Annotated in this window: 14 protein-coding genes; 9 read left to right on the forward strand and 5 right to left on the reverse strand. The window is 75.3% G+C overall.

Annotation, left to right across the window (positions count from 1 at the left end):
• Positions 1–43: 43 nt before the first annotated feature.
• Positions 44–2,842 (reverse strand): phosphoenolpyruvate carboxylase, encoded by a 2,799-nt coding sequence (ppc, locus tag ACFVUH_RS10070; RefSeq protein ID WP_355370208.1) that lies wholly within the window; start codon positions 2,840–2,842, stop codon positions 44–46.
• Positions 2,843–3,152: 310 nt separating this feature from the next.
• On the opposite strand from ppc, the gene ACFVUH_RS10075 reads away from it, so the two are divergent.
• Positions 3,153–4,424, forward strand: coding sequence for a histidine kinase (locus ACFVUH_RS10075; protein WP_355370205.1), 1,272 nt, complete (start codon positions 3,153–3,155; stop codon positions 4,422–4,424).
• A gap of 12 nt (positions 4,425–4,436) precedes the next feature.
• Here the strand turns inward: ACFVUH_RS10075 and ACFVUH_RS10080 are convergent, their stop codons facing one another.
• Both ACFVUH_RS10080 and ACFVUH_RS10085 read right to left on the reverse strand, forming a co-directional pair.
• Positions 4,437–4,946, reverse strand: a complete 510-nt coding sequence (locus tag ACFVUH_RS10080) for an SUKH-3 domain-containing protein (protein ID WP_355370202.1) — start codon at positions 4,944–4,946, stop codon at positions 4,437–4,439.
• A gap of 118 nt (positions 4,947–5,064) precedes the next feature.
• A complete protein-coding gene (locus tag ACFVUH_RS10085) occupies positions 5,065–5,529 on the reverse strand; it encodes a YwqJ-related putative deaminase (RefSeq protein WP_387912352.1) in 465 nt (154 codons plus the stop codon).
• A 380-nt stretch (positions 5,530–5,909) separates the two neighbouring features.
• Here ACFVUH_RS10085 and ACFVUH_RS10090 point away from each other — a divergent pair, with 380 nt between their 5' ends.
• The 7 genes from ACFVUH_RS10090 (at position 5,910) to ACFVUH_RS10120 (ending at position 16,064) form a co-directional block, all read left to right on the forward strand.
• On the forward strand, positions 5,910–7,067 hold the full coding sequence (locus tag ACFVUH_RS10090) for a Gfo/Idh/MocA family oxidoreductase (RefSeq protein WP_355370198.1): 1,158 nt from the start codon (positions 5,910–5,912) through the stop codon (positions 7,065–7,067).
• Positions 7,064–8,044: an NAD-dependent epimerase/dehydratase family protein gene (locus ACFVUH_RS10095; RefSeq protein ID WP_387912354.1), complete on the forward strand. Its 981-nt coding sequence runs from the start codon at positions 7,064–7,066 to the stop codon at positions 8,042–8,044. Before ACFVUH_RS10090 ends, ACFVUH_RS10095 begins: the two co-directional genes overlap by 4 nt.
• 113 nt (positions 8,045–8,157) lie before the next feature.
• A complete protein-coding gene (locus tag ACFVUH_RS10100) occupies positions 8,158–9,306 on the forward strand; it encodes a DegT/DnrJ/EryC1/StrS family aminotransferase (RefSeq protein ID WP_387912355.1) in 1,149 nt (382 codons plus the stop codon).
• Between the two features lie 75 nt (positions 9,307–9,381).
• Entirely contained in the window at positions 9,382–10,497 is a 1,116-nt protein-coding gene (locus ACFVUH_RS10105; protein WP_355370190.1) for a DegT/DnrJ/EryC1/StrS family aminotransferase, read from the forward strand.
• A gap of 143 nt (positions 10,498–10,640) precedes the next feature.
• On the forward strand, positions 10,641–11,642 hold the full coding sequence (locus tag ACFVUH_RS10110) for an SMI1/KNR4 family protein (RefSeq protein WP_387912357.1): 1,002 nt from the start codon (positions 10,641–10,643) through the stop codon (positions 11,640–11,642).
• 84 nt (positions 11,643–11,726) lie between these two features.
• On the forward strand, positions 11,727–14,465 hold the full coding sequence (locus ACFVUH_RS10115) for an SUKH-4 family immunity protein (protein WP_387912358.1): 2,739 nt from the start codon (positions 11,727–11,729) through the stop codon (positions 14,463–14,465).
• Between the two features lie 267 nt (positions 14,466–14,732).
• Positions 14,733–16,064: a hypothetical protein gene (locus ACFVUH_RS10120; protein ID WP_387912359.1), complete on the forward strand. Its 1,332-nt coding sequence runs from the start codon at positions 14,733–14,735 to the stop codon at positions 16,062–16,064.
• A gap of 87 nt (positions 16,065–16,151) precedes the next feature.
• On the opposite strand, the gene ACFVUH_RS10125 is transcribed toward ACFVUH_RS10120, so the two are convergent.
• Positions 16,152–16,937, reverse strand: coding sequence for a hypothetical protein (locus ACFVUH_RS10125; protein ID WP_387912360.1), 786 nt, complete (start codon positions 16,935–16,937; stop codon positions 16,152–16,154).
• A 287-nt stretch (positions 16,938–17,224) separates the two neighbouring features.
• On the opposite strand from ACFVUH_RS10125, the gene ACFVUH_RS10130 reads away from it, so the two are divergent.
• Positions 17,225–17,626, forward strand: a complete 402-nt coding sequence (locus ACFVUH_RS10130) for a beta/gamma crystallin domain-containing protein (protein WP_355375688.1) — start codon at positions 17,225–17,227, stop codon at positions 17,624–17,626.
• Positions 17,627–17,722: 96 nt separating this feature from the next.
• Here ACFVUH_RS10130 and ACFVUH_RS10135 read toward each other — a convergent pair whose 3' ends face one another.
• On the reverse strand, positions 17,723–19,039 hold the full coding sequence (locus tag ACFVUH_RS10135) for a nucleotide sugar dehydrogenase (protein WP_355375685.1): 1,317 nt from the start codon (positions 19,037–19,039) through the stop codon (positions 17,723–17,725).
• Between the last annotated feature and the right edge of the window lie 319 nt (positions 19,040–19,358).

The following is a 19,358-nucleotide window of genomic DNA, read 5'->3' on the forward strand; positions in this document are numbered from 1 at the left end:
CGCGTGCACACGCGTCGCGGGGCCCTGTGGCGTCCGGGGGAGGTCAGCCGGTGTTGCGCAGGCCGGCGGCGACGCCGTTGACGGTCAGCAGCAGCGCCCGGGCCCGCAGCGGGTCCTCGTGGCGGCCGGTGGCGGTCTCCTCGCGCTGCCGGCGCAGCAGTGCGACCTGCAGGTAGGAGATCGGGTCGAGGTAGGCGTCGCGGACCGCGAAGGTCTGCTTGAGCACCGGGTTGTGCTCCAGCAGCTCGTTCTCCCCGGTGAGGCGGAGCACCTCGCGCAGGGTGAGGTCGTGCTCGGCCTGGATCTGCTCGAAGACGTGGTGCAGCTCGGCGGGCACCAGCTGCTCGACGTAGTGGCGGGCGATCCGCAGGTCGGTCTTGGCCAGCGTCATGGCGACGTTGGACAGGAAGTTGCGGAAGAAGTGCCACTGGCCGTACATCTCGTCGAGCACGTCGCCCAGGCCCGCCTCGCGGGCGGCGGCCAGGCCGGCGCCGACGCCGTACCAGCCGGGCACGATCTGGCGGGACTGGGTCCAGCCGAACACCCACGGGATGGCCCGCAGGCCGTCCAGGCCGGCGCCGGAGTCGGGGCGGCGGGACGGGCGGGAGCCCAGGTGCAGCGAGGCGAGCTGGTCGACCGGGGTGGCGGCGAAGAAGTACTTCGGCAGGTCGTCCTGCTCGACCAGGGCCCGGTAGGAGGTGTGCGCGGCCTCGGAGACCCGGTCCATGGCGGCGTCCCAGCGGGCCAGCTCCTCGGGGGCCTGGCGCGGGGCGGTGTGCAGCGCGGAGGCGGCCAGCGTGGCGGAGAGGGTCAGTTCGAGGTTCTCCCGGGCCAGCGAGGGCAGCAGGTACTTGTCGGAGATGACCTCGCCCTGCTCGGTGACCTTGATCTCGCCCTCCAGGGTGCCCCACGGCTGGGCCAGGATGGCCTCGTGCGAGGGGCCGCCGCCGCGGCCGACGGTGCCGCCGCGGCCGTGGAAGAGCCGCAGCCGGATGCCGTAGCGGTGGGCGACGTCGCGCAGTCGGCGCTGGGCGCGGTGGATCTCCCACTGGGAGGTGGTGATGCCGCCGAACTTGGAGGAGTCGGAGTAGCCGAGCATGACCTCCTGGACGTCGCCGCGCAGTGAGACGAGCAGCCGGTAGGAGGGGTCGGAGAGCATCTCGTCGAGGATCCGGTCGGCCTGCTGGAGTTCGTCGGTGGTCTCCAGCAGCGGCACGATGCCGATCTTGGCGATCCCGGCGTGCAGGTCGATCAGACCGGCCTCGCGGGCCAGCACGGTGGCGGCGAAGACGTCGTCGGCGCCCTGGCACATCGAGATGATGTACGACTCGACGATCTCGTCGCCGAAGCGTTCGAAGCCCTCGCGGATGGTGGTGAAGACGCCGAGGGTCTTGGAGCCGGCGGAGTCCAGCGGGGCCGGGGTGGGGGCGAGCGGGCGGCGCGAGCGCAGCTCCTTGGCGAGCAGCCGCTGGCGGTACTCGCGGGGCATGTCGGCGTAGCGCCAGGCCTCCTCGCCGAGCCGGTCGAAGAGCTGACCGAGCGCGTGGTGGTGGGCCTCGGCGTGCTCGCGCACGTCCATGGTGGCGAGCTGCAGGCCGAACGCCTCGATGGTGCGGATGGCGCGGGCGAGCCGGCCGTCGGCGATCAGCTCGCCGCGGTGGGCGCGCAGCGAGTCCTGGATCATCCGCAGGTCGGTGATCAGTTCGCGGGTGCCGAGGTAGTCGCGGCCCTCGACGTGCGGGGTGCCGCCGGCCAGGCGCTCGCGGGTGTTCTCCAGCTTGAGCCGGATGCAGGTGGCCTTGAGGCGGTACGGCTCCTCGGCGTTCATCCGCTTGTAGCGCGGGCTCAGTTCGGGGAGCAGGTGGAGGTCGCTGTTGAGCGAGGCGAGCAGTTCGACGGAGGCGCCGGCCAGCCGCTCCGAGGTGGAGAGGGTGCTGCGCAGGTCGTCGATGGCGGCGAGGGCGTCCTTGATGCCGTACTCGTGCTGGAGGTTGAGGACGTCCCAGGTGACCTGCGGGGTGACGTTGGGGTTGCCGTCCCGGTCGCCGCCGATCCAGGTGCCGAAGGTGAGCGGGCGCACGCCGTCGGGCAGCTCCAGGCCGACCCGGGCGAGTTCCTCGTGCAGCTCCTCCAGGACCTGCGGGACGGCGTCGCGGTAGAGCTCGTCGAGGTAGTAGACGGCGTTGCGGGCCTCGTCGGTGGGCTCCGGGCGGGCGATGCGCAGCTCGTCGGTCTGCCAGAGCAGGTCGATGACCTCGGCGAGGCGGCGGTCGGCCTGGCGGCGGGCGGAGCTGGTGCGGGCCGGATCGGCCTGGGAGAGGCCGGCGGCGATCTCCTCGCGATGGATGCGGTCGAGCAGTTCGCCGATCCGGCGCAGCTTGTTGAGGACGCTGCGGCGGGCCGCCTCGGTCGGGTGCGCGGTGAAGACCGGGCGGACGGCGAGGTGGGTCAGGGTGTCCTTGAGGTGCTTGGCGTCGGCCTCGGCCAGCTGGTCGGCGGTCTGCGCGAGCAGCGAGCCCTCGCGGGCGCGGCGGGTGGCGAACTCGCGGCCGCGGTGCACCTGCTCGGTGACGTTGGCGAGGTGGAAGTAGGTGGAGAAGGCGCGCACCAGCTTGGCGGCGGTCTCCAGGTCGATGTCGGAGAGCAGTTCGGCGGTGGCCTCGCCGTTGGTGCGGCTGAGCAGCCGGACCTGTTCGACCAGGCCGAGCAGCTGGGGACCTTCCTGGCGGACCAGCGTCTCGCCGAGCAGGTCGCCGAGGCGACGGATGTCCGCGCGCAATGCGGCGTTGTCGGCGACCACGGGGGTCGGGTTGTCCGCCTGGCTGGGGACCGGAGCGGTCACGGCTGGCTCCCTCGGGGTGGTGGGGTGTTCGGCAACGGCTCATCGTCACAGGGCTGCCCCGTGTGTGGCGGGTGTGACGCGTGCGGACCGCGCTGTCCGACGCGACCAGCATAGGTGTCGGCCGGGGCGCTGTCCGCGAAGTGGCCGGATGGCGGACAGCCATGCCCCGGACCGTATGTGGTCTGGACCACTCGGGGCCGGTCCGCGGCCGGTCCGGGGGGCGGCCGGGCCGGGTGCCGGGCGGCAGCCGGGCGGTTTCTCGGCGCGACCCGGTGGGGACGGGCCCGGGACGCGCCGTAGTCTGTGGGGCATGAGCAAGTCGCCTGGGGAGCGCACGCGGGACCGGTCGTCGTTCTTGTGGTGGCAGCGGCGGCGCAGCGCCCTCCTGGACGCCGGGCTCGCCGCCCTGGCGGCGCTGGAGTGCACCGGCAGCTCGATCGCGAACGTCGGCAGCCGGGTCCACCTCGGCGCGGCGGCGGAGATCGTGCTCGGGGTGTTCGCCGCGATGGCGGGCGCGAGCCTGGTGCTGCGGCGGCGCTGGCCGGCCGTCCCGGTGGTGGTCGCGCTGCTGGTGATGCCGGCCGTGCCGAGCATGGTGCTGCTGCTGGTGGCGCTCTTCACGCTGGCCGAGACCTGGGAGTGGCCCTCGCGCCGCCGGCGGGTGGTGGCGCTCTCCGCGCTCGCCTACGCCGAGGCGGCCGGGGTGATCCTGATGTCGATGCTCAACCCCGGCGAGTCGGTGACCGACCAGCCGCCGTTCTGGGGCCAGCTGGTGTTCTCACTGCTGGTGGCGGCCGGCGCGACGGCGGCTCCGGTGGTGACCGGCCTGTACGTCGGCGCCCGGCGGCGGCTGATCGATTCGCTCCAGGACCGCGCGCACGGCCTGGAGGCCGAGCTGGACCTGCTGGCCGAGCAGGCCAGGGAGCGCGCCCGCCGGGCCAGGCTGGAGGAGCGCACCCGGATCGCCCGGGAGATGCACGACGTGGTGGCGCACCGGGTCTCGCTGATGGTGGTGCACGCCGGGGCGCTGGAGCGGATCGTCGTCAAGGACCCGGAGAAGGCGACGCAGAGCGCCAAGCTGATGGGCGAGGTCGGCCGGCAGGCGCTCAACGAGCTGCGGGAGATCCTCGGCGTGCTGCGGATGTCCGACGAGAGCGCGCCGGAGCCGGACTCGCTGTCCGGCCTGCCGCGGCTGGTCGACCAGTCCCGGGCGGCCGGAATGGCCGTCACCCTGACCGTCAGCGGCAGCCGGCAGGAGTTCACCGGCGAGGCCGAGCAGACCGCCTACCGGGTGGTGCAGGAGGGGCTGACCAACGCCCACAAGCACGCCGGCGGCGCGCAGGTGTCGGTGCTGCTCGCCTACGCGCCGAACGGCGTGCGGGTGAGCGTGGTGAACGCCTGCCCGGGCGGTGAGCGGGCCGCCGTCGCGCTGCCCAGCGGCGGCAACGGGCTGGTCGGAATGCGCGAGCGGGTGGTCGCGCTCGGCGGCACCTTCTCGGCGGGGCCGGAGCGGGACGGCGGGTTCCGGGTGGAGGCGGTGCTGCCGTCCCGGCTGGTGGTCCGCCGGGACCGGCTGGTCTGAGCCTCCGGTCCGTCAGACCTCGTCGGCGGTGCGCAGCCGTTCCGGGGCGGTGCCCAGGACCAGCGTGCTGATCGCCTGGTCGACGCCGGGGCCGAGGTACCACTCACCGGTGTGGTCCAGGCTGTAGACCCGGCCCCGCTCGTCGATCGCCAGCAGCGCCTGCCCGTACGCCTCCTCGCCCAGCGGGGCGATCCGGACGTCCAGGGCGCGGCCCAGGTCGGCCAGGGTGCGCGGCTGGTGCAGGCCGCGCAGCGGGTCGATCAGGAACGGGGTGCGGGCCAGCTGCCGGCCGGGCCCGGTCAGGTCGAAGGCGAGGCCGCCGAACTCGGCCCAGGCCTCCACCGCCGCCGGGAACACCGCGTGCTGGACGCCGGCGGGGCTGCCGTGGCCGACCAGGGCGTCGGCCCACTCCTCGGCCTGCCGGATCTGCCAGCGCCCGGGGTGCCAGCCGGCCGCCTTGAGCTCGGCGGCGACGTCGGCCGGGAAGCGCGGGCGGGTCCGCGGCGCGGGACCGCCGAGCACGGCCGAGGTCGGGGTCGGGGAGGGGGCGGGCGGATTCAGGACGGGCTCCGGTGGCTCGGGGACGGGGGACGGGCGGTGCGCCGCACGGCCGGCACGGGGTGGCCGTGCGGCGGACCGGTCAGCCGGCGGCGGCCGGGCCGACCGCGACGCTCTGGACGGTGAAGTGGTCCAGCAGCGGAGCGCAGGAACGGCAGGGCGGCGCATGGGTACCGTGCGCGGGATCGTGCTCCTCGCGGATCCGTACGGTGGTCAGCCGGGCGCCCTTGAGCGCCTTGCGGGCCTCGTGCAGGGTCATCGGCTTGCGGGCGGCGCGCTTGGAGCGCCGGCCGTCCACCGCCGTCAGGTACCGGGAGAGCAGGACCGCCTCCGGGCAGCGGCCGGTGAAGCGCTCGCGGTGCTCCGGCGGCAGCGCGTCGAGGAAGTCGCCGACCAGTGGGTGCAGGACCGGACGGCGGTCCGACTTGTCGCCGGCCAGGGTCTGCACCTCGCCGCCCTTCAGCGAGAGCGCGGCGGCGACGGCGGGCAGCAGGCTGTCGCGGTGGTGGCGCAGCACCGGCGGTTCGGCCGGTTCCCCGGTGGTCATGGCGCGCCCTCCTCGTCGTCCCGCTGGTCGTTCGTCCGCCTCCCGCCCGGCCCTTCCGCCCGGCCCGGTGGTGGCACGGCTGTCAGGGGCCAGCCTGTCAAACGACACTGACAACCGCACATCCGGGGTGCGGAGGGCGGAGCCGACCGGCGGGCGGGCACGCGACGTTGGCCGGATCGGCACGGCATCATCACGACTCGTCCCCGGTTTTCCCGAATCCGCCCCCGGTGGCCGCGGCGGCCGGTAGCGTTCCAGCAGCGAGCGAGGGGTCGGCCGGTCCGGTGGGGGCACCGGGGGGAAACGGCAACGCCTCCGCTTGCCACGGCCGTTGGGGCCGCCGGGGCCGGGGGGCCCTGACGCCTAGCAAGGGGGGTCTTGCGATGACGGAAACCGCCAACGAGGCACCGGGCGAGCACGTGCCCACGCCGGGCACACCGCCGCAGCCGGTGCCCGCGCACCGGATCGGGATCGCGGTGGTCGGGGCCGGCTACTGGGGTCCGAACCTGGTCCGCAACGCGCAGCAGACACCGGCGCTGCGCCTGCACTGGCTCTGCGACCTGGACGAGGCGAAGTCCCGCCGGGTGCTCGGCGAGTACAGCACCGTCCGCGCCACCACCTCGTTCGCGGAGGTGCTGGCCGACGACCGGGTCGCCGCGGTCGCGGTGGCCACCCCGGCCGCCGCGCACTACCGGCTGGTCCGGGCCGCGCTGGAGGCCGGCAAGCACGTCCTGGTGGAGAAGCCGATCACCACCTCGGCCGCGGAGGCCGCCGAGCTGGTGGCGCTCGCCGAGCGGCGCGGCCTGGTGCTGATGTGCGACCACACCTTCTGCTACACCCCGGTGGTGCGCCGGATCCGGGAACTCGTGCACGGCGGGGAGATCGGCGACGTCCAGTTCTTCGACTCGGTGCGGATCAACCTCGGGCTGGTCCAGCCGGACGTCGACGTGCTCTGGGACCTCGCCCCGCACGACCTGTCGATCCTGGACTTCGTCCTGCCACCGGGTGTCGAGCCGGTCGGCGTCTCCGCCCAGGGAGCCGACCCGATCGGCGCCGGACGGGCCTGCGTGGCGTACCTGACGGTCCGGCTGAGCAACGGCGCGCTGGCGCACTGCCACGTCAACTGGCTCTCGCCCACCAAGGTGCGCACCACGCTGATCGGCGGCTCGCGGCGCACCCTGGTCTGGGACGACCTCAACCCGCAGGCCAGGCTCGCGGTCCACGACCGCGGCGTGGACCTCACCCCGCCCGACGAACTGACCGACGCGATCCGCCACCAGGCGCTCATCTCGTACCGGGTCGGCTCGATGGTCGCCCCCGCCCTGGTCGAGCAGGAGGCGCTGCGCAACGTGATGGCCGAGTTCGCCGCCGCCATCACCGAGGGCCGCGCCCCGCTCACCGACGGCCGGGCCGGCCTGCGGGTGCTCCAGTTGCTGGAGGCGGCCTCGCTCAGCCTCGAACTCGGCGGTGCCACCGTCCCGGTGGGCACCGGCCTCGACTCCGCACTGTCCGAAGCTCAGGAAAGGGCCGCCACCCGGTGAACGCTGTACAGATCGAGGGCTCCCGCTGCCTGGTCACCGGAGGGGCCGGCACCATCGGCTCCACCGTGGTCGACCAGCTGATCGAGGCCGGCGCCCGCGAGGTGGTCGTGCTCGACAACTTCGTCCGTGGCCGGACGGCCAACCTCGGGTACGCCCAGCGGATCGCCGCCCCCGGGCAGCTGCGCGTGGTGGAGGGCGACATCCGCGACCGCGCCCTGCTGCGCCGGCTGCTCGACCCGGGCACCGACCTGCTCTTCCACCTGGCCGCGATCCGGATCACCCAGTGCGCCGGCGAGCCCAGGCTGGCGCTGGAGGTCATGGTGGACGGCACCTTCGACGTGGTCGAGGCCGCCGCCGAGACGGGCGTCGGCAAGGTGGTCGCCTCGTCCACCGCCTCCGTCTACGGCCTCGCCGAGGTCTTCCCGACGCCCGAGACCCACCACCCCTACAACAACGACACCCTGTACGGGGCGGCCAAGGTCTTCAACGAGGGCCTGCTGCGCTCCTTCCACGCCATGGCCGGCCTGGACTACGTCGCACTGCGCTACTTCAACGTGTACGGGCCCCGGATGGACGTGCACGGCCGGTACACCGAGGTGTTCATCCGCTGGATGGACCGGATAGCCGCCGGCCGACCGCCGCTGATCTTCGGCGACGGTGCCCAGACCATGGACTTCGTCTACACCGAGGACATCGCCCGGGCCAATCTGCTGGCCGCCGCCGCGCCCGTCACCGACCGGGTCTACAACATCGCCAGCGCGAGCGAGGTCTCGCTGCGCGGGCTGGCCGACGCGCTGCTCGGCGCGATGGACCGCACCGACCTGGGCGTCGAGCACGGCCCGGCCCGGGACACCGCCGGCGGCGTGGTCCGGCGGCTGGCGGACATCGGCGCCGCCGAGCGCGACCTCGGCTGGAAGCCCGAGCTGGGCCTCGACGAGGGCCTGCGCCGGCTGGTCGCCTGGTGGCGCGAGCAGTAACCGAGCCGCCGTTGCCGTTGCCGTTGCCGTTGCCGTTCCCCGTCCCCGTCCCCGTTCCTCGTCCCTTGTCCCCTCGTACCGAGCACGCCCGAGCCAGCCTTCGGAGCACCCCTGTGTCCAGCAACCCCGTCCCGTCCACCATCCCGGTCATGGTGCCCTGGCTCGGCGAGGAGGAGGCCGAGGCCGCCGCCGAGGCGGTCCGCTCGGGCTGGGTGGCCCAGGGCCCCCGGGTCGCCGCGTTCGAGCGGGCCTTCGCCGAGCACCTCGGCGTCGAGCACGCGGTCGCGGTCTCCTCCTGCACCACCGCGCTGCACCTGGCGCTGATCGGCGCGGGTGTCGGGCCGGGCGACGAGGTGGTCGTCCCCTCGTTCTCCTTCATCGCCACCGCCAACGCCGTCACCTACGTCGGTGCGGTGCCGGTCTTCGCGGACGTCGACCCGGCCACCGGCAACCTCACCGCCGACACCGTCGAGCCGCTGCTCACCGAACGCACCAGGGCGGTGATCGCGGTCGACCAGGGCGGGGTGCCGGTCGACCTGGACGGCCTGCGGGCCGCCGTCGAGCCGCGCGGCGTCACCGTCGTCGAGGACGCCGCCTGCGCGGCCGGCTCGGTGTACCGGGGCCGGCCGGCCGGCGCGGGCGCCGAGCTCGCCGCGTACTCCTTCCATCCGCGCAAGCTGCTGACCACCGGCGAGGGCGGCATGGTCACCTGCCGGGACGGTGAACTCGCCGCCCGGCTTCGGCGGTTGCGCGAGCACGGGATGAGCGTCTCGGCGGCCGATCGGCACGCGGCGGCCGGCGGCGCGAGCCTGCTGGAGACCTACGACGAGATCGGCTTCAACCACCGGATGACCGACATCCAGGCCGCCGTCGGCCTGGTGCAGCTGGGCAAGCTGCCCGCGATGGTCGCCCGGCGGCGTGAACTCGCCGCCCGCTACCGGGAGCTGCTGGCCGGCACCGGCCTGCGGCTGGTCGAGGACCCGGCGCACGGCACCACCAACTACCAGTCCTGCTGGGTGCTGCCGCCGGACGGTGCCCCGGAGCGCGCCGAGCTGCTGGCCCGGCTCGCCGGGGCCGGGGTCTCGGCCCGGCGCGGCATCATGGCCGCCCACCTGGAGGCCCCGTACAAGGGGACCGCCCGGGTGCCGCTGCCCGCCACCGAGCTGCTCACCCGGCGTTCGCTGATCCTGCCGCTGTACCACGCGCTGACCGAGGAGCAGCAGGACCGGGTGGTGGCCGCGCTGCGGGCCGCACTCGGCTGAGGCCGCGGCCCGCCCGTGCTGCTGTCCGTCCGTCCGCTCGTCACGCCCACCGACCGGCCCAGGGGAGACCACAGGATGACCACCGACCAGCCCGTCCCGCTCGTCGACCTCGCGGCCGCGCACACCGAGATCGAGGCGGAGGTCCGGGCCGGCTTCGACCGGGTGCTCGCGAGCGGCGGCTACGTCAAGGGACCGGAGGTGGCCGGCTTCGAGGAGGAGTACGCGGCCTTCTCCGGAGCCCGGCACTGCGTCGGCGCCGCCAACGGCACCGACGCGCTCGAACTGGCCCTGCGCGCCCTCGACCTGCCGCCCGGCGGCGGCGTGGTGCTGCCCGCCAACACCTTCGTCGCCACCGCCGAGGCCGTCCAGCGGGCCGGCCTGCGCCCGGTGCTGGTCGACGCCGACCCCGAGCACCTGCTGATCGACCCGGTCCGGGTCGCCGAGGTGCTCGCCGACGCCGTCGCGCTGCTGCCCGTCCACCTCACCGGCCAGCTCGCCCCGATGGCGCCGCTGCTCGAACTGGCCGGCGGACGGCCGGTGGTGGAGGACGCCGCGCAGTCCCAGGGCGCCCGGCAGGACGGCCGGTCCCTGCACGGCCGGATCGCCGCGACCAGCTTCTACCCCGGCAAGAACCTCGGCGCGTACGGCGACGCCGGCGCCGTCGTCACCGACGACGACGACCTGGCCGCCGCCGTCCGGCTGATCGGCGACCACGGCTCGGCGCGCAAGTACGCGCACGAGCGGTTCGGCTTCAACTCCCGGATGGACGCGCTGCAGGCCGTCGTGCTGCGGGCCAAGCTGCGCCGGCTGGCCGGCTGGAACGAGGCCCGGCGGGCCGCCGCCGCCCGCTACGACCGGCTGCTGGCCGGGCTGGACGGTGTGTCGGTGCCGCGCACCGCGCCCGGCAACGAGCACGTCTGGCACCTGTACGCGGTCCGGGTCGGCGCCGGCCGCGGGCGGCGGGACGCGCTGCTGGCCGCGCTGAACGCGGCCGGGATCGGCGCGGGCGTGCACTACCCGGTGCCGGTCCACCTGCAGCCGGCGTTCCGGCACCTCGGTCACGGCGAGGGCGCGTTCCCGGTCGCCGAGCGGGCCGCCGGGGAGCTGCTGACGCTGCCGCTCTACCCGCAGATCACCGCCGGGCAGCAGGAGCGGGTGGTGGAGGCGCTGGCCAAGGCACTCGCGGCCTGAGCCGCGGCGCGCGCCGTCCCCGCACCGCTCGCCCCGGGTCGCGCGCGGGCGTGCCGGGCGGGGGGCCGGGCCGCGCGCGCACCCCCTACGCTGGTTTCCGACAGGCGCACCGAGAACATGCAGCAGCCAGTGGGGGCTCCCAGATGACGACAGGTCGGCCCGGCGTCGCCGCCGCACCGAACGCGGCGTACGCAGGTCAGGTGGTGCACTTCCCGGACCCGGTCCGTGCGGAGCGGCACCCCGCCGGGGTCCGGGTGGACGAGTACGGCTACCCGGACTTCGGCCCGTACGCCGCCGCGGCGGCCGAGGTCGCCGACCCGCCGGCCGGCTTCGGCGTCGACGAGCTGCGGCTGACCGACTACGTCTCGGCCAACGTCGCGCAGTTCACCCAGGGCCACCCGCTCTGGGCCGACCTGGAGACCGCCGTCGCGACCCCGCCCGGCTGGACCTGGCACCACGCGGTCGGCCGCGCCGCGCCCGGCTGGCGGCGGATGGAGCTGGTCCCGGTCGAGGTCAAGGCGCTGCTGCGGCACCACGGCGGCCTGGCCACCTCCTCCGCCGACCACGCGCGCCGCGGCACCCGGCCGCTGCAGGAGAAGCGGCCGGTGCACTTCTCGCTCGCCAAGGACGGCGGCGACCCGATCGGCGTCTCCGAGGACCTCGTGCAGCGGGCCGAGGAGCGGCTCGGGTACCGGCTGCCCGGCGCCTACCGCACCTTCCTCAAGCTCGGCGGCGGCCGCGCCCCGGTCGGCGTGGCGCTCGACGCGGAGCTCGGGCTGCTGCTCGACCAGCCCTTCCTGACGCTCACCGAGGAGTACGGCACCGCGGACGTCGTCTACGCCAACAAGTGCCTGCGCGACCACCTCACCAAGGACTACCTGGGCATCGCCTACGCCCAGGGCGGCATCGTGGCGCTGAAGGTGCGCGGCGAGCGGACCGGGTCGGTCTGGTTCTGCCTCTACGACGACGCCCGGGACACCGGTGCGCCGGAGGCGGCCGAGGAGCGGGTCGGGCGGCTGCTGCTGCCCTGCGGGGAGGACTTCGACGACTTCCTGCTGCGGCTGGCGGGGAGCCCGGCGGAGCTGGAGACGGTGGCCGGGCTGATGGTGGACGGCGGCTTCGCCCGTGCCGTCCCGGTGGGCTGACGTGGCGGCGTCGGGCCGTGCGGCCCGGACGGTCGCCGAGGGCGTGGAACGAGCGGGGACGATGGGGACAGGGGTGAACCGGGCGTGGTGACGTACGCGCAGGCGCATGAGCTCGCCGAGGAGTGGATCAACGGCGGGGTGCTGCGGGAGCGGCAGCGCGAGGTGCGGGTCCGGGAGTTCGACCTGGGCTTCGTCTGCTGGGCGGTGCAGCCGGGTGACGGCGCGGCGCCCGCCGAGGGGGAGGCCCGGCTGGTGATCGCCCGGGACTCCGGCGCGAGCACGCTCTGGCCCGCGCTGCCCGTCAACGAGGTGGTCCGGCAGTACGAGGAGGCCTACGGGCGGCCGGTCGCGGCCAATCCGGCCGGTGCGGCCCGGCCCGCGCCGGGACCGGTCGAGGCGACGTCCTTCCTGCTCAGCCCACCGCAGTGGCTGCAGGAGGCCGGTGAGGCGGCGCTTGCCGCGGAGGCGGAGCGGCTGGGGACGGGGGCTCCGGACGCCGAGCCGGCCGTCGACCGGGCCGTCGACCGGGCTGCCGACCGGGCCGCCGACCGGGGTGGCGCGCCGGCCGTTCCGCCGGTGGCGCCGCCGGTTCCGGCCGCGCCGCCGGCCGCCCCGGTCGTGCCGCCCGTCGTTCCGCCCGCCGCTGTGCCGGGTGCCGCTGTGACGCCCGCCGCTGTGACGCCCGCCGCTGTGCCGGGTGCCGCACCGGGTGCCGCGCCCGTCGCGCCCGAGTACGGAGAGCTGCCCGCGCCCGCCGTCCTGACCACGCCGCCGGTCTCCGAGCGGCCCGCCGGGGACGCGCCGACCATGCTCGCCCCGCCGCCCGGCCACCGGGAGCCGGCCGTCGCGCCCGCCCCGCGTGCGGAGGTCGAGGCGGCGACCGTGCTGCTGCCGGACGGGCTGCGCACCAACGGCGCCGGCCTGCCCGGCGAGCCGCGGGCCGGCTCCGAAGCGGCCACCGTGCTGCTGCCCGAGGGCGGTCTGCCGGGGCTGGCGGGTCTGCCGGGTGCGCCCGGCGGTCCGGGCACGCCCGCGCCGGGCACGCCGGTGCCGCCGCAGGGCGTGCCCGTCCCGCCGCAGGCCGCGGCCGTGGAGCCCGCGCCGACGCTGCTGGCGCCGCCGGACGGTCCGCCGGGCATGGCGGGTCTGCCGGGTGCGCCGGTCCCGCCGCCGGCCGCGCCGTCGGTCGAGCACGCCCCGACCATGCTCGCCTCGCCCGACGGCCTGCCCGGCCTGGCGGGCCTGCCCGGCGCGCCCGCGCCCGGTGCTCCGGTGCCGTCGCCCGCCGACGCGTCGGCCGGTGGCCGCAACCCGGCGTCCGCCCCGCCGCCGCCCCCGCCCGCCGGTCTGCTCGGCGGCCCGTCCGGCCCCGGCGCGGGTTCCGCTCCCGTCGGCCTCGGCCGCAACCCGGCGTCCGCCCCGCCGCCGCCCCCGCCCGCCGATCTGCTCGGCGGTTCCGGCCCGGCCCCCGCCGCGTCCGGCGGTCGCAGCGCCTCCAGCGCCCCGCCGCCCCCGCCCCCGGCGGGTCTGCGGCCCGGCGACGCCCCGCCCGCGCCGCCCGCCGCGCCCGTACCGGGCGCCGGTGTGGCGTACGAGCGCACCCAGCTGGCGGGCGCGATCGACCCGGCGCAACTCGGTGCCCCCGCCGACCCGGGCACCCCGCCGTCCGGCGGCCCCGCCGTCCCGCCGCCGCCCGGCGCGGGCGCGCCCGTCGACGCACCGGGGGCCGGTTACGGCTACCCGGGCGGCCCGGCGCCCGTCGGCCCCCCGGAGCCCGCCCCGGCCCCGGCCGCCCCGCCGGCGCCCGTGCCCGTGCCCGGGCCGCCGCCGGCCGCTCCGGTGCCGCCCGGCGTGCCCGCCGTCGGCCCGGGCTACTTCGCCGCGCTCAGCTACCGGGGCCCGGACGGCTCGGAGCAGAAGCTGCTGCACCGCAGCGAGCCCGGCACCCCGCACCCGGAGTGGAAGATCCTGCAGGACCTGCGACGGCTGAACGTGCCGCCGGAGCAGGTGCTGGAGCTCTACACCGAGCTGGAGTCGTGCGATCTGCCCGGCGGGTACTGCAACCGGATGATCGCCGCCTCCTGGCCGAACGTCCGGCTCACCCACACCGCCGACTACGGCCGCGACCACCACTCCCGGCAGGCCGGCATGGCCCAGCTGCTCGACCACCTGGACGAACTGCACCAGCTGGCCTCCGGCCAGCAGCGGGTCCGGCCGTTCCGGGTGCCGCTGCCCGCGCCGGGCACCGTCCCGCCGCTGCCGCCGCTCGCCCCGCAGCAGCTCGCCTCGGAGCTCGGCCAGGCCTTCGGGCCGAACGTGTTCCGCTTCGAGCAGCGCGCGGTGGCCCGTCAGGGCGTGCCCGAGCCGGTGGCGCAGACGCTGATGTGGGCGGGTCTGCCGCGCGAGTTCGGACCGTTCTTCTGGGCGCAGGCCCAGGAGGGCCGGCCGATCCCGACGCTCGCCGAGCTGGCCGCCGAGCGCGGCCTGCCGGGCGGCCCGGACTTCGGCGGTTACCTGGTGCTCGGCAACGACTACGGCCGGCAGCTCTGCGTGCAGTACGGCACCGCGCACGTGGTCGCGGTGGATCTGGAAGGAACCGGCGAGCCCCCCCGGTTCGTCAACACCGGTGTACCGGAGTTCGCCCGTTCGCTGGCCCTGCTGGGGCGGATGTGGCGGCTGCGGTACGGGCTGACCCCGGACCAGGCCGGTCGCTGGACGACGGACTTCCAGGCCCAGCTGGCCGCGATCGACCCGGCTGCGCTGCAGTCCGCGGACACCTGGTGGGCCGTGCTGCTGGAGCAGTTCTGGGACGGTCTGCTCTGAGCAGGCCGTGCCGGATCCGCGCAGGTGGCAGGGGGTCGTTCCGGTCTCCGGAACGGCCCCTTCGGCGTACCGGCGCGGCGGTGCCTCGTTGGGGTTTCGTCCAGATCCGCGCAAAATAGGTCAAGAGGATGGTCACTGTCGTCCATTCTCGACATGTTTCGATCCGCCCGACGCACGATTCCCGACCGGGTTCGCCGACCCGGTCCCCGAGCGGACCGATCCGTCCGATCATGGGCTCCGCAGCCCGCGACACGAGGGGAAGAGCCCATGAGCGACGCCGTCCCCCAGTACGGCTTCACCGTTGCCCGGCGCGGTTACGCGCCGGAGCAGGTCGACCGAGCCCTGACCGCGCTCACCGCGCAGCGCGACGAGGGGTGGGAACGGCTGAGCGTGCTCGGTGCCGGACTCCGGGAGATGGAGCGCCGGCTGGCCGAGATCCAGCAGGCCGCCGCCGACGCCCCCGAGCCCGACTACCAGGTGCTCAGCGACGAGGCCGCCGGCCTGGCCCGGATGGCCGAGAACGAGGCGCGCGCCGTCCGCGACAAGGCCGAACGGTTCGCCGAGGACCTCCGCGACGAGGTGTACGAGGCCGGCCAGGCACTCGACCGCGCCGCCAAGGAGTACGCCGCCACCACCCGCACCGAGGCCGACGCCGCCGTCCGCCGCACCGACGAGCGCACCCGGGCCGAGGCCGAGACCATCCGGGCCGAGACCGACCGCGAGGTCCGGTCCGTCCGGGACGCCGCCACCGGGCACGCCGCCAAGGTCCGGGTCGCGGCCGCCGAGGCCTCCGAGCGGGCCGAGGCCAAGCTGGCCGAGCTGCGCCGCAAGGCCGACGAGATGTTCGCCGAGGCGCAGGCCGAGGCCGACGCCGAGGACGCGACGGTCTCCGCCACCGCCGAGCGGCGGGTCAAGGAGGCCGAGCAGTTCCGCGAGACGGTGCTCGGCCAGATCAAGCAGAGCGACGCCGAGGCGCAGGCCCGGGCGGACCAGCTGGTCGAGCAGGCCCGGCGCGAGGCCGAGCGGATCAACGCGGCCAGCGACCGCGAGCAGCGCGAGTACGCGACCAGGCTGGAGACGGTGCAGCAGCACCTCGACCACATCAAGGCGACGCTGGCCTCGCTCACCGGTGCCGCGGTCGGCGCGATCGAGCCCGCGGCGCTCGCGGCGGCCACCGCCGTCCCGGCCACCGCCGTCCCGGTCGACGGTGCGCCGGTGGACCGGGCGCCGGTGGTGGGCCGGGCACCGGTGGTGGACTCGGAGGCCGACACCGGGGAGATCCCGCTGCCGGTCCTCGCGGACCCGCGGGCCGACCTCCGCAAGGAGGCGCTCCCGGCGCCGGCGAGCGAGGCGGCCACGGCGGTGCTGCGGGTCACCCCGGGGCGAATCACCCCGGCCCCGGCGGCCGCGGTCGCCACCGGACCGGTGCCGCCGCGCCCGGCCACCCCGCCGTCGGCGCCGACGGACGCCGGGGAGGGCCCGGCCGCCCCGGCCGAGCGGCCGGCCGAGGAGGAGACCCGGATCATCCCGAAGATCGTGATCATCGACGACGGCAGTGACTACGCCACCCCGAACACGGTCGGCTACCACCGCCGCTGATCCGTTCCGCGGCCCGTCGGGCCCCGGGTGCCCTCCGGCGCCCGGGGCCCGGCCCGTTCGCGACGCGTCCGTCCGGCGCCCCGGGGCTCACGGGGTGGGCCCGGCGTCCCCTTCGGCGAGCAGCCGGGTGAGCTTGGCGTCCTGGGCCCGGACGGCCGCGCGGTGGGCGTTCAGGGCCGGGCCGTTGCGGTCGATCTGCTGGCGCTGGTAGCCCGCCAGGACGGTGAACCAGACCCCGGCCAGGTTGCTGTCGGCGGTGCAGTCGGCGTCGGCCCGGGCGGCGGCCAGTTCGGCCGGGGTGGTCTCCGCCGCGGTGCGGAAGTGGTCCGGGAAGGTCGCCGGGTCGTCGGTCCGGAAGCCCGCGGCCGTCATGCAGGCGGCCCACCGCGTGGTCGCCGCCGTGACCCGTCCGTCCCGCCCGGTGGCAGCCATGGAGTCGGCGAAGAGCCGTCCGATGAGGTCGGCCCCCGGCCCGGGCGGCGAGCCGATCCGTTCGGCGGCCTGCCGGTCGCAGTCGACCCGGGCGGCGTCGTAGGCCTCGCCGGCCCCGGCCGCCGGTCCGGTCACGACGGTGGGGAGGTTCCGCCGGGGCGCGTGGAAGCCCTGGGTGCCCGCGGCCTGCGCGCCGAGGTACCCCCAGGCGCCGGCCGGGAGGGCGGTGGCGTTGTCCGGTGGCCGGGCCTCCTGAAGACCGTCGCCGCCGAAGCCGGTGTAACCGGCCCGGCGCATGCACGAGACGACCAGCGCATTGCGGACCCGAATCTCCTTGACGGAGGCTTCGTCGTCGGCCTGATAAGCGGAAAGCGGAAGTCCGGTCATTCCGGCCCGGCCGGATTCCGGGGCTTTCGGGACGTCGATCACCGGCGGGGTCATGGCGGAATCCGCGGAACCTCCTCCGGAGGGTCCGGCGCAGCCTGCGAGAAAGGCCGATAAAACGACCGCCGTGGCGGTGGCGGTGAATCGTCCGAAATGTGGCGGGCGGGCCAAGTGGAAGCTCCGATCCTCAGGAACGGCAGGACTGTTCGGACCCTAGCGCATGCCTGTGCGGAGCGGCCTGTCGGGCGTCGGGGCCGTGCGGCTTGGCCGGAAAAGAACTGTTCGGTCGTGCGGCGTCATGTCAGCCTCTGGAGTCGCAGCCGCTACCCCTTCGGAGGGTTCTCATGATTCGCCGCACAAATCTTTCGGAACGTTCTTCCGGGCATCGCTCCGGAAATGTCCTGAGTCGCCGGATCGGCGCACTCGCCGTGCTCACCGCGGCGGCCGCGACGTTGCTGCCGGCCGCGAATGCCGAGGCCATCAACCGGATCGATTGCGGGAACCGCAACGATTTCGCGAAGGTCTACAACTACGGTTACGGCAGCTCGCTCTGTTTCGCGAACGACGGGTGGATGGCGGTGCGCATCTACAACGTCGACCGGATCGACGCCGGGAACAACAAGGTCATCACGTACCTGGGCAGCGGCATGGGCTCGTGGACCGTCTTCACCTGGGAGCAGTACGACTTCAACGGCCACGTGGGCCACGAGGTGACGATGTACGACATCAACCTCTCCCGCTGGTAGCGGCCGGGGGACGGGCCCCGCGGGGCCGCGCGGGCGAGGAGGCCCGCTGACCCGCGGTGCCGGGCGGGTGCGGTCGCCCGGCACCGTTCCGACGGGTCAGAGCACCTCGACCGCGGCTCCCGGGGCCAGCCGGCGCCGGCAGTCCAGCACGTACCGGGAATGGGCGGTGACCGCCCCGTAGTCGAAGTCGTCGTGGTCGGCGAGCAGCACCACCGCGTCCGCCGCCGCCAGCTCCTCCGGGCTCGCCTCCACCCGGCGGACCGCGCCGAACGGGTCCCCGTGCGGGTCGTGCTCGGCGGCGCGCTGGCCGGGGATCACCGGCTCGGGCACGTGCACCCCGACCACCACGTGCGGATCGGCGGCCCGGACCTCGGCGCCCATCCGGACCAGCAGCTCGGCGACCCGGGCGGCCGGGGTCTCCCGGGCGTCGCCGGTGTTCTTCTTGTACGCCAGCCCGAGCAGCAGTATCCGCGAGCCCTTGACCGAGCGCTGCCGCTCGTTCAACGCCTCGGCGAGCCGGCGCACCACGTAGTCGGGCATGTGGCTGTTGACGTCGTTGGCCAGCTCGACGAACCGGAACGACTGGCCGAGCGCCCGCTCGACCCGCCAGGACAGGTAGGACGGGTCGATCGGCAGGCAGTGCCCGCCCACCCCCGGGCCGGGGGTGAACCGCAGATAGCCGAACGGCTTGGTGGAGGCCGCGTCGATGGCCTCCCAGACGTCGATGCCGAGGTCGTGCGCGAACATCGCCAGCTCGTTGACCAGCGCGATGTTCACGTGCCGGAAGGTGTTCTCCAGCAGCTTGGTGAGCTCGGCCTCCTTGCAGGAGGAGACCGGGACGGTCCGCTCGACCAGCCCGCCGTAGAAGCCCTCCACCGCCGCCAGCGACGCCGGGTCGATCCCGGAGACCACCTTCGGGGTGTTCTCCAGCCGCCAGGTCGGGTTGCCTGGGTCGATCCGCTCGGGGCTGTAGCCGAGGTGGAAGTCCCGCCCGGCGGTCAGCCCGGACCCCTGCTCCAGCAGCGGCGCGAGCAGTTCCTCGGTGGTGCCCGGGTAGGTGGTCGACTCCAGGACGACGCCCGCCCCGGGCCGCAGGTGCTGGGCGAGCAGGGCGGCCGAGGCCTCGATGAACGACAGGTCGGGCACGCCGTCGCGCAGCGGCGTCGGCACGGTGATCACCGCGATGTCGAAGCCCGCCACGTCGGACGGCTCGGCGGACGGCAGGTAGCTCCCGTTCTCCAGCAGCGGCCGCAGCCGCTCGGCCGGGATGTCCTCGACGTACGACTCGCCGACGGCCAGCCGTTTGATCCGGCGCTCGTCCACGTCGTAGCCGACCACCCGGTGCCCCACCTCGGCCGCGCGGACCGCGAGCGGCAGCCCCACGTAGCCCTGGCCTGCGATGACAACGCGCATGACGAAGAACCCCCTCCATCGCGACGCCCCCTGGCCCCTCCGGGCGTCCCCCACACGGTCTTCACATCAGGGTAGGGAGCGGGGCCTGCCCGCGCGGGTTTTCCCGGGATTGCGCCGCGAGGGGCCGGGGGAAGGGCCGGGGAGGGCGGCGGAGAGCCCGGACGTCGGCCGGGAAAAAGACTGAGGCCGAGACCCGTGGCGTCCTCCAGGAAAGGACGCCACGGTTCCCGGCGCGTGGGCGGGCGCCCCCACCCAGGGCCGCCCGGCCTCGCACCCCCGACCCCCATCGGGTGTGCGACCGTGCCTTCCGCAGCCATCC

The sequence above is a fragment of the Kitasatospora sp. NPDC058032 genome, assembly GCF_042885845.1.
Taxonomy (GTDB): domain Bacteria; phylum Actinomycetota; class Actinomycetes; order Streptomycetales; family Streptomycetaceae; genus Kitasatospora.

What these genes read in the sequence shown, in the direction of transcription:
- ACFVUH_RS10125 (WP_387912360.1), bottom strand. Translation starts at nt 16,937, where the DNA reads ATGACCCCGCCGGTGATCGACGTCCCGAAAGCCCCGGAATCCGGCCGG.
- ACFVUH_RS10105 (WP_355370190.1), top strand. Translation starts at nt 9,382, where the DNA reads ATGACCACCGACCAGCCCGTCCCGCTCGTCGACCTCGCGGCCGCGCAC.
- ACFVUH_RS10090 (WP_355370198.1), top strand. Translation starts at nt 5,910, where the DNA reads ATGACGGAAACCGCCAACGAGGCACCGGGCGAGCACGTGCCCACGCCG.
- ACFVUH_RS10130 (WP_355375688.1), top strand. Translation starts at nt 17,225, where the DNA reads ATGATTCGCCGCACAAATCTTTCGGAACGTTCTTCCGGGCATCGCTCC.
- ACFVUH_RS10135 (WP_355375685.1), bottom strand. Translation starts at nt 19,039, where the DNA reads ATGCGCGTTGTCATCGCAGGCCAGGGCTACGTGGGGCTGCCGCTCGCG.
- ACFVUH_RS10085 (WP_387912352.1), bottom strand. Translation starts at nt 5,529, where the DNA reads ATGACCACCGGGGAACCGGCCGAACCGCCGGTGCTGCGCCACCACCGC.
- ACFVUH_RS10120 (WP_387912359.1), top strand. Translation starts at nt 14,733, where the DNA reads ATGAGCGACGCCGTCCCCCAGTACGGCTTCACCGTTGCCCGGCGCGGT.
- ACFVUH_RS10110 (WP_387912357.1), top strand. Translation starts at nt 10,641, where the DNA reads ATGACGACAGGTCGGCCCGGCGTCGCCGCCGCACCGAACGCGGCGTAC.
- ACFVUH_RS10075 (WP_355370205.1), top strand. Translation starts at nt 3,153, where the DNA reads ATGAGCAAGTCGCCTGGGGAGCGCACGCGGGACCGGTCGTCGTTCTTG.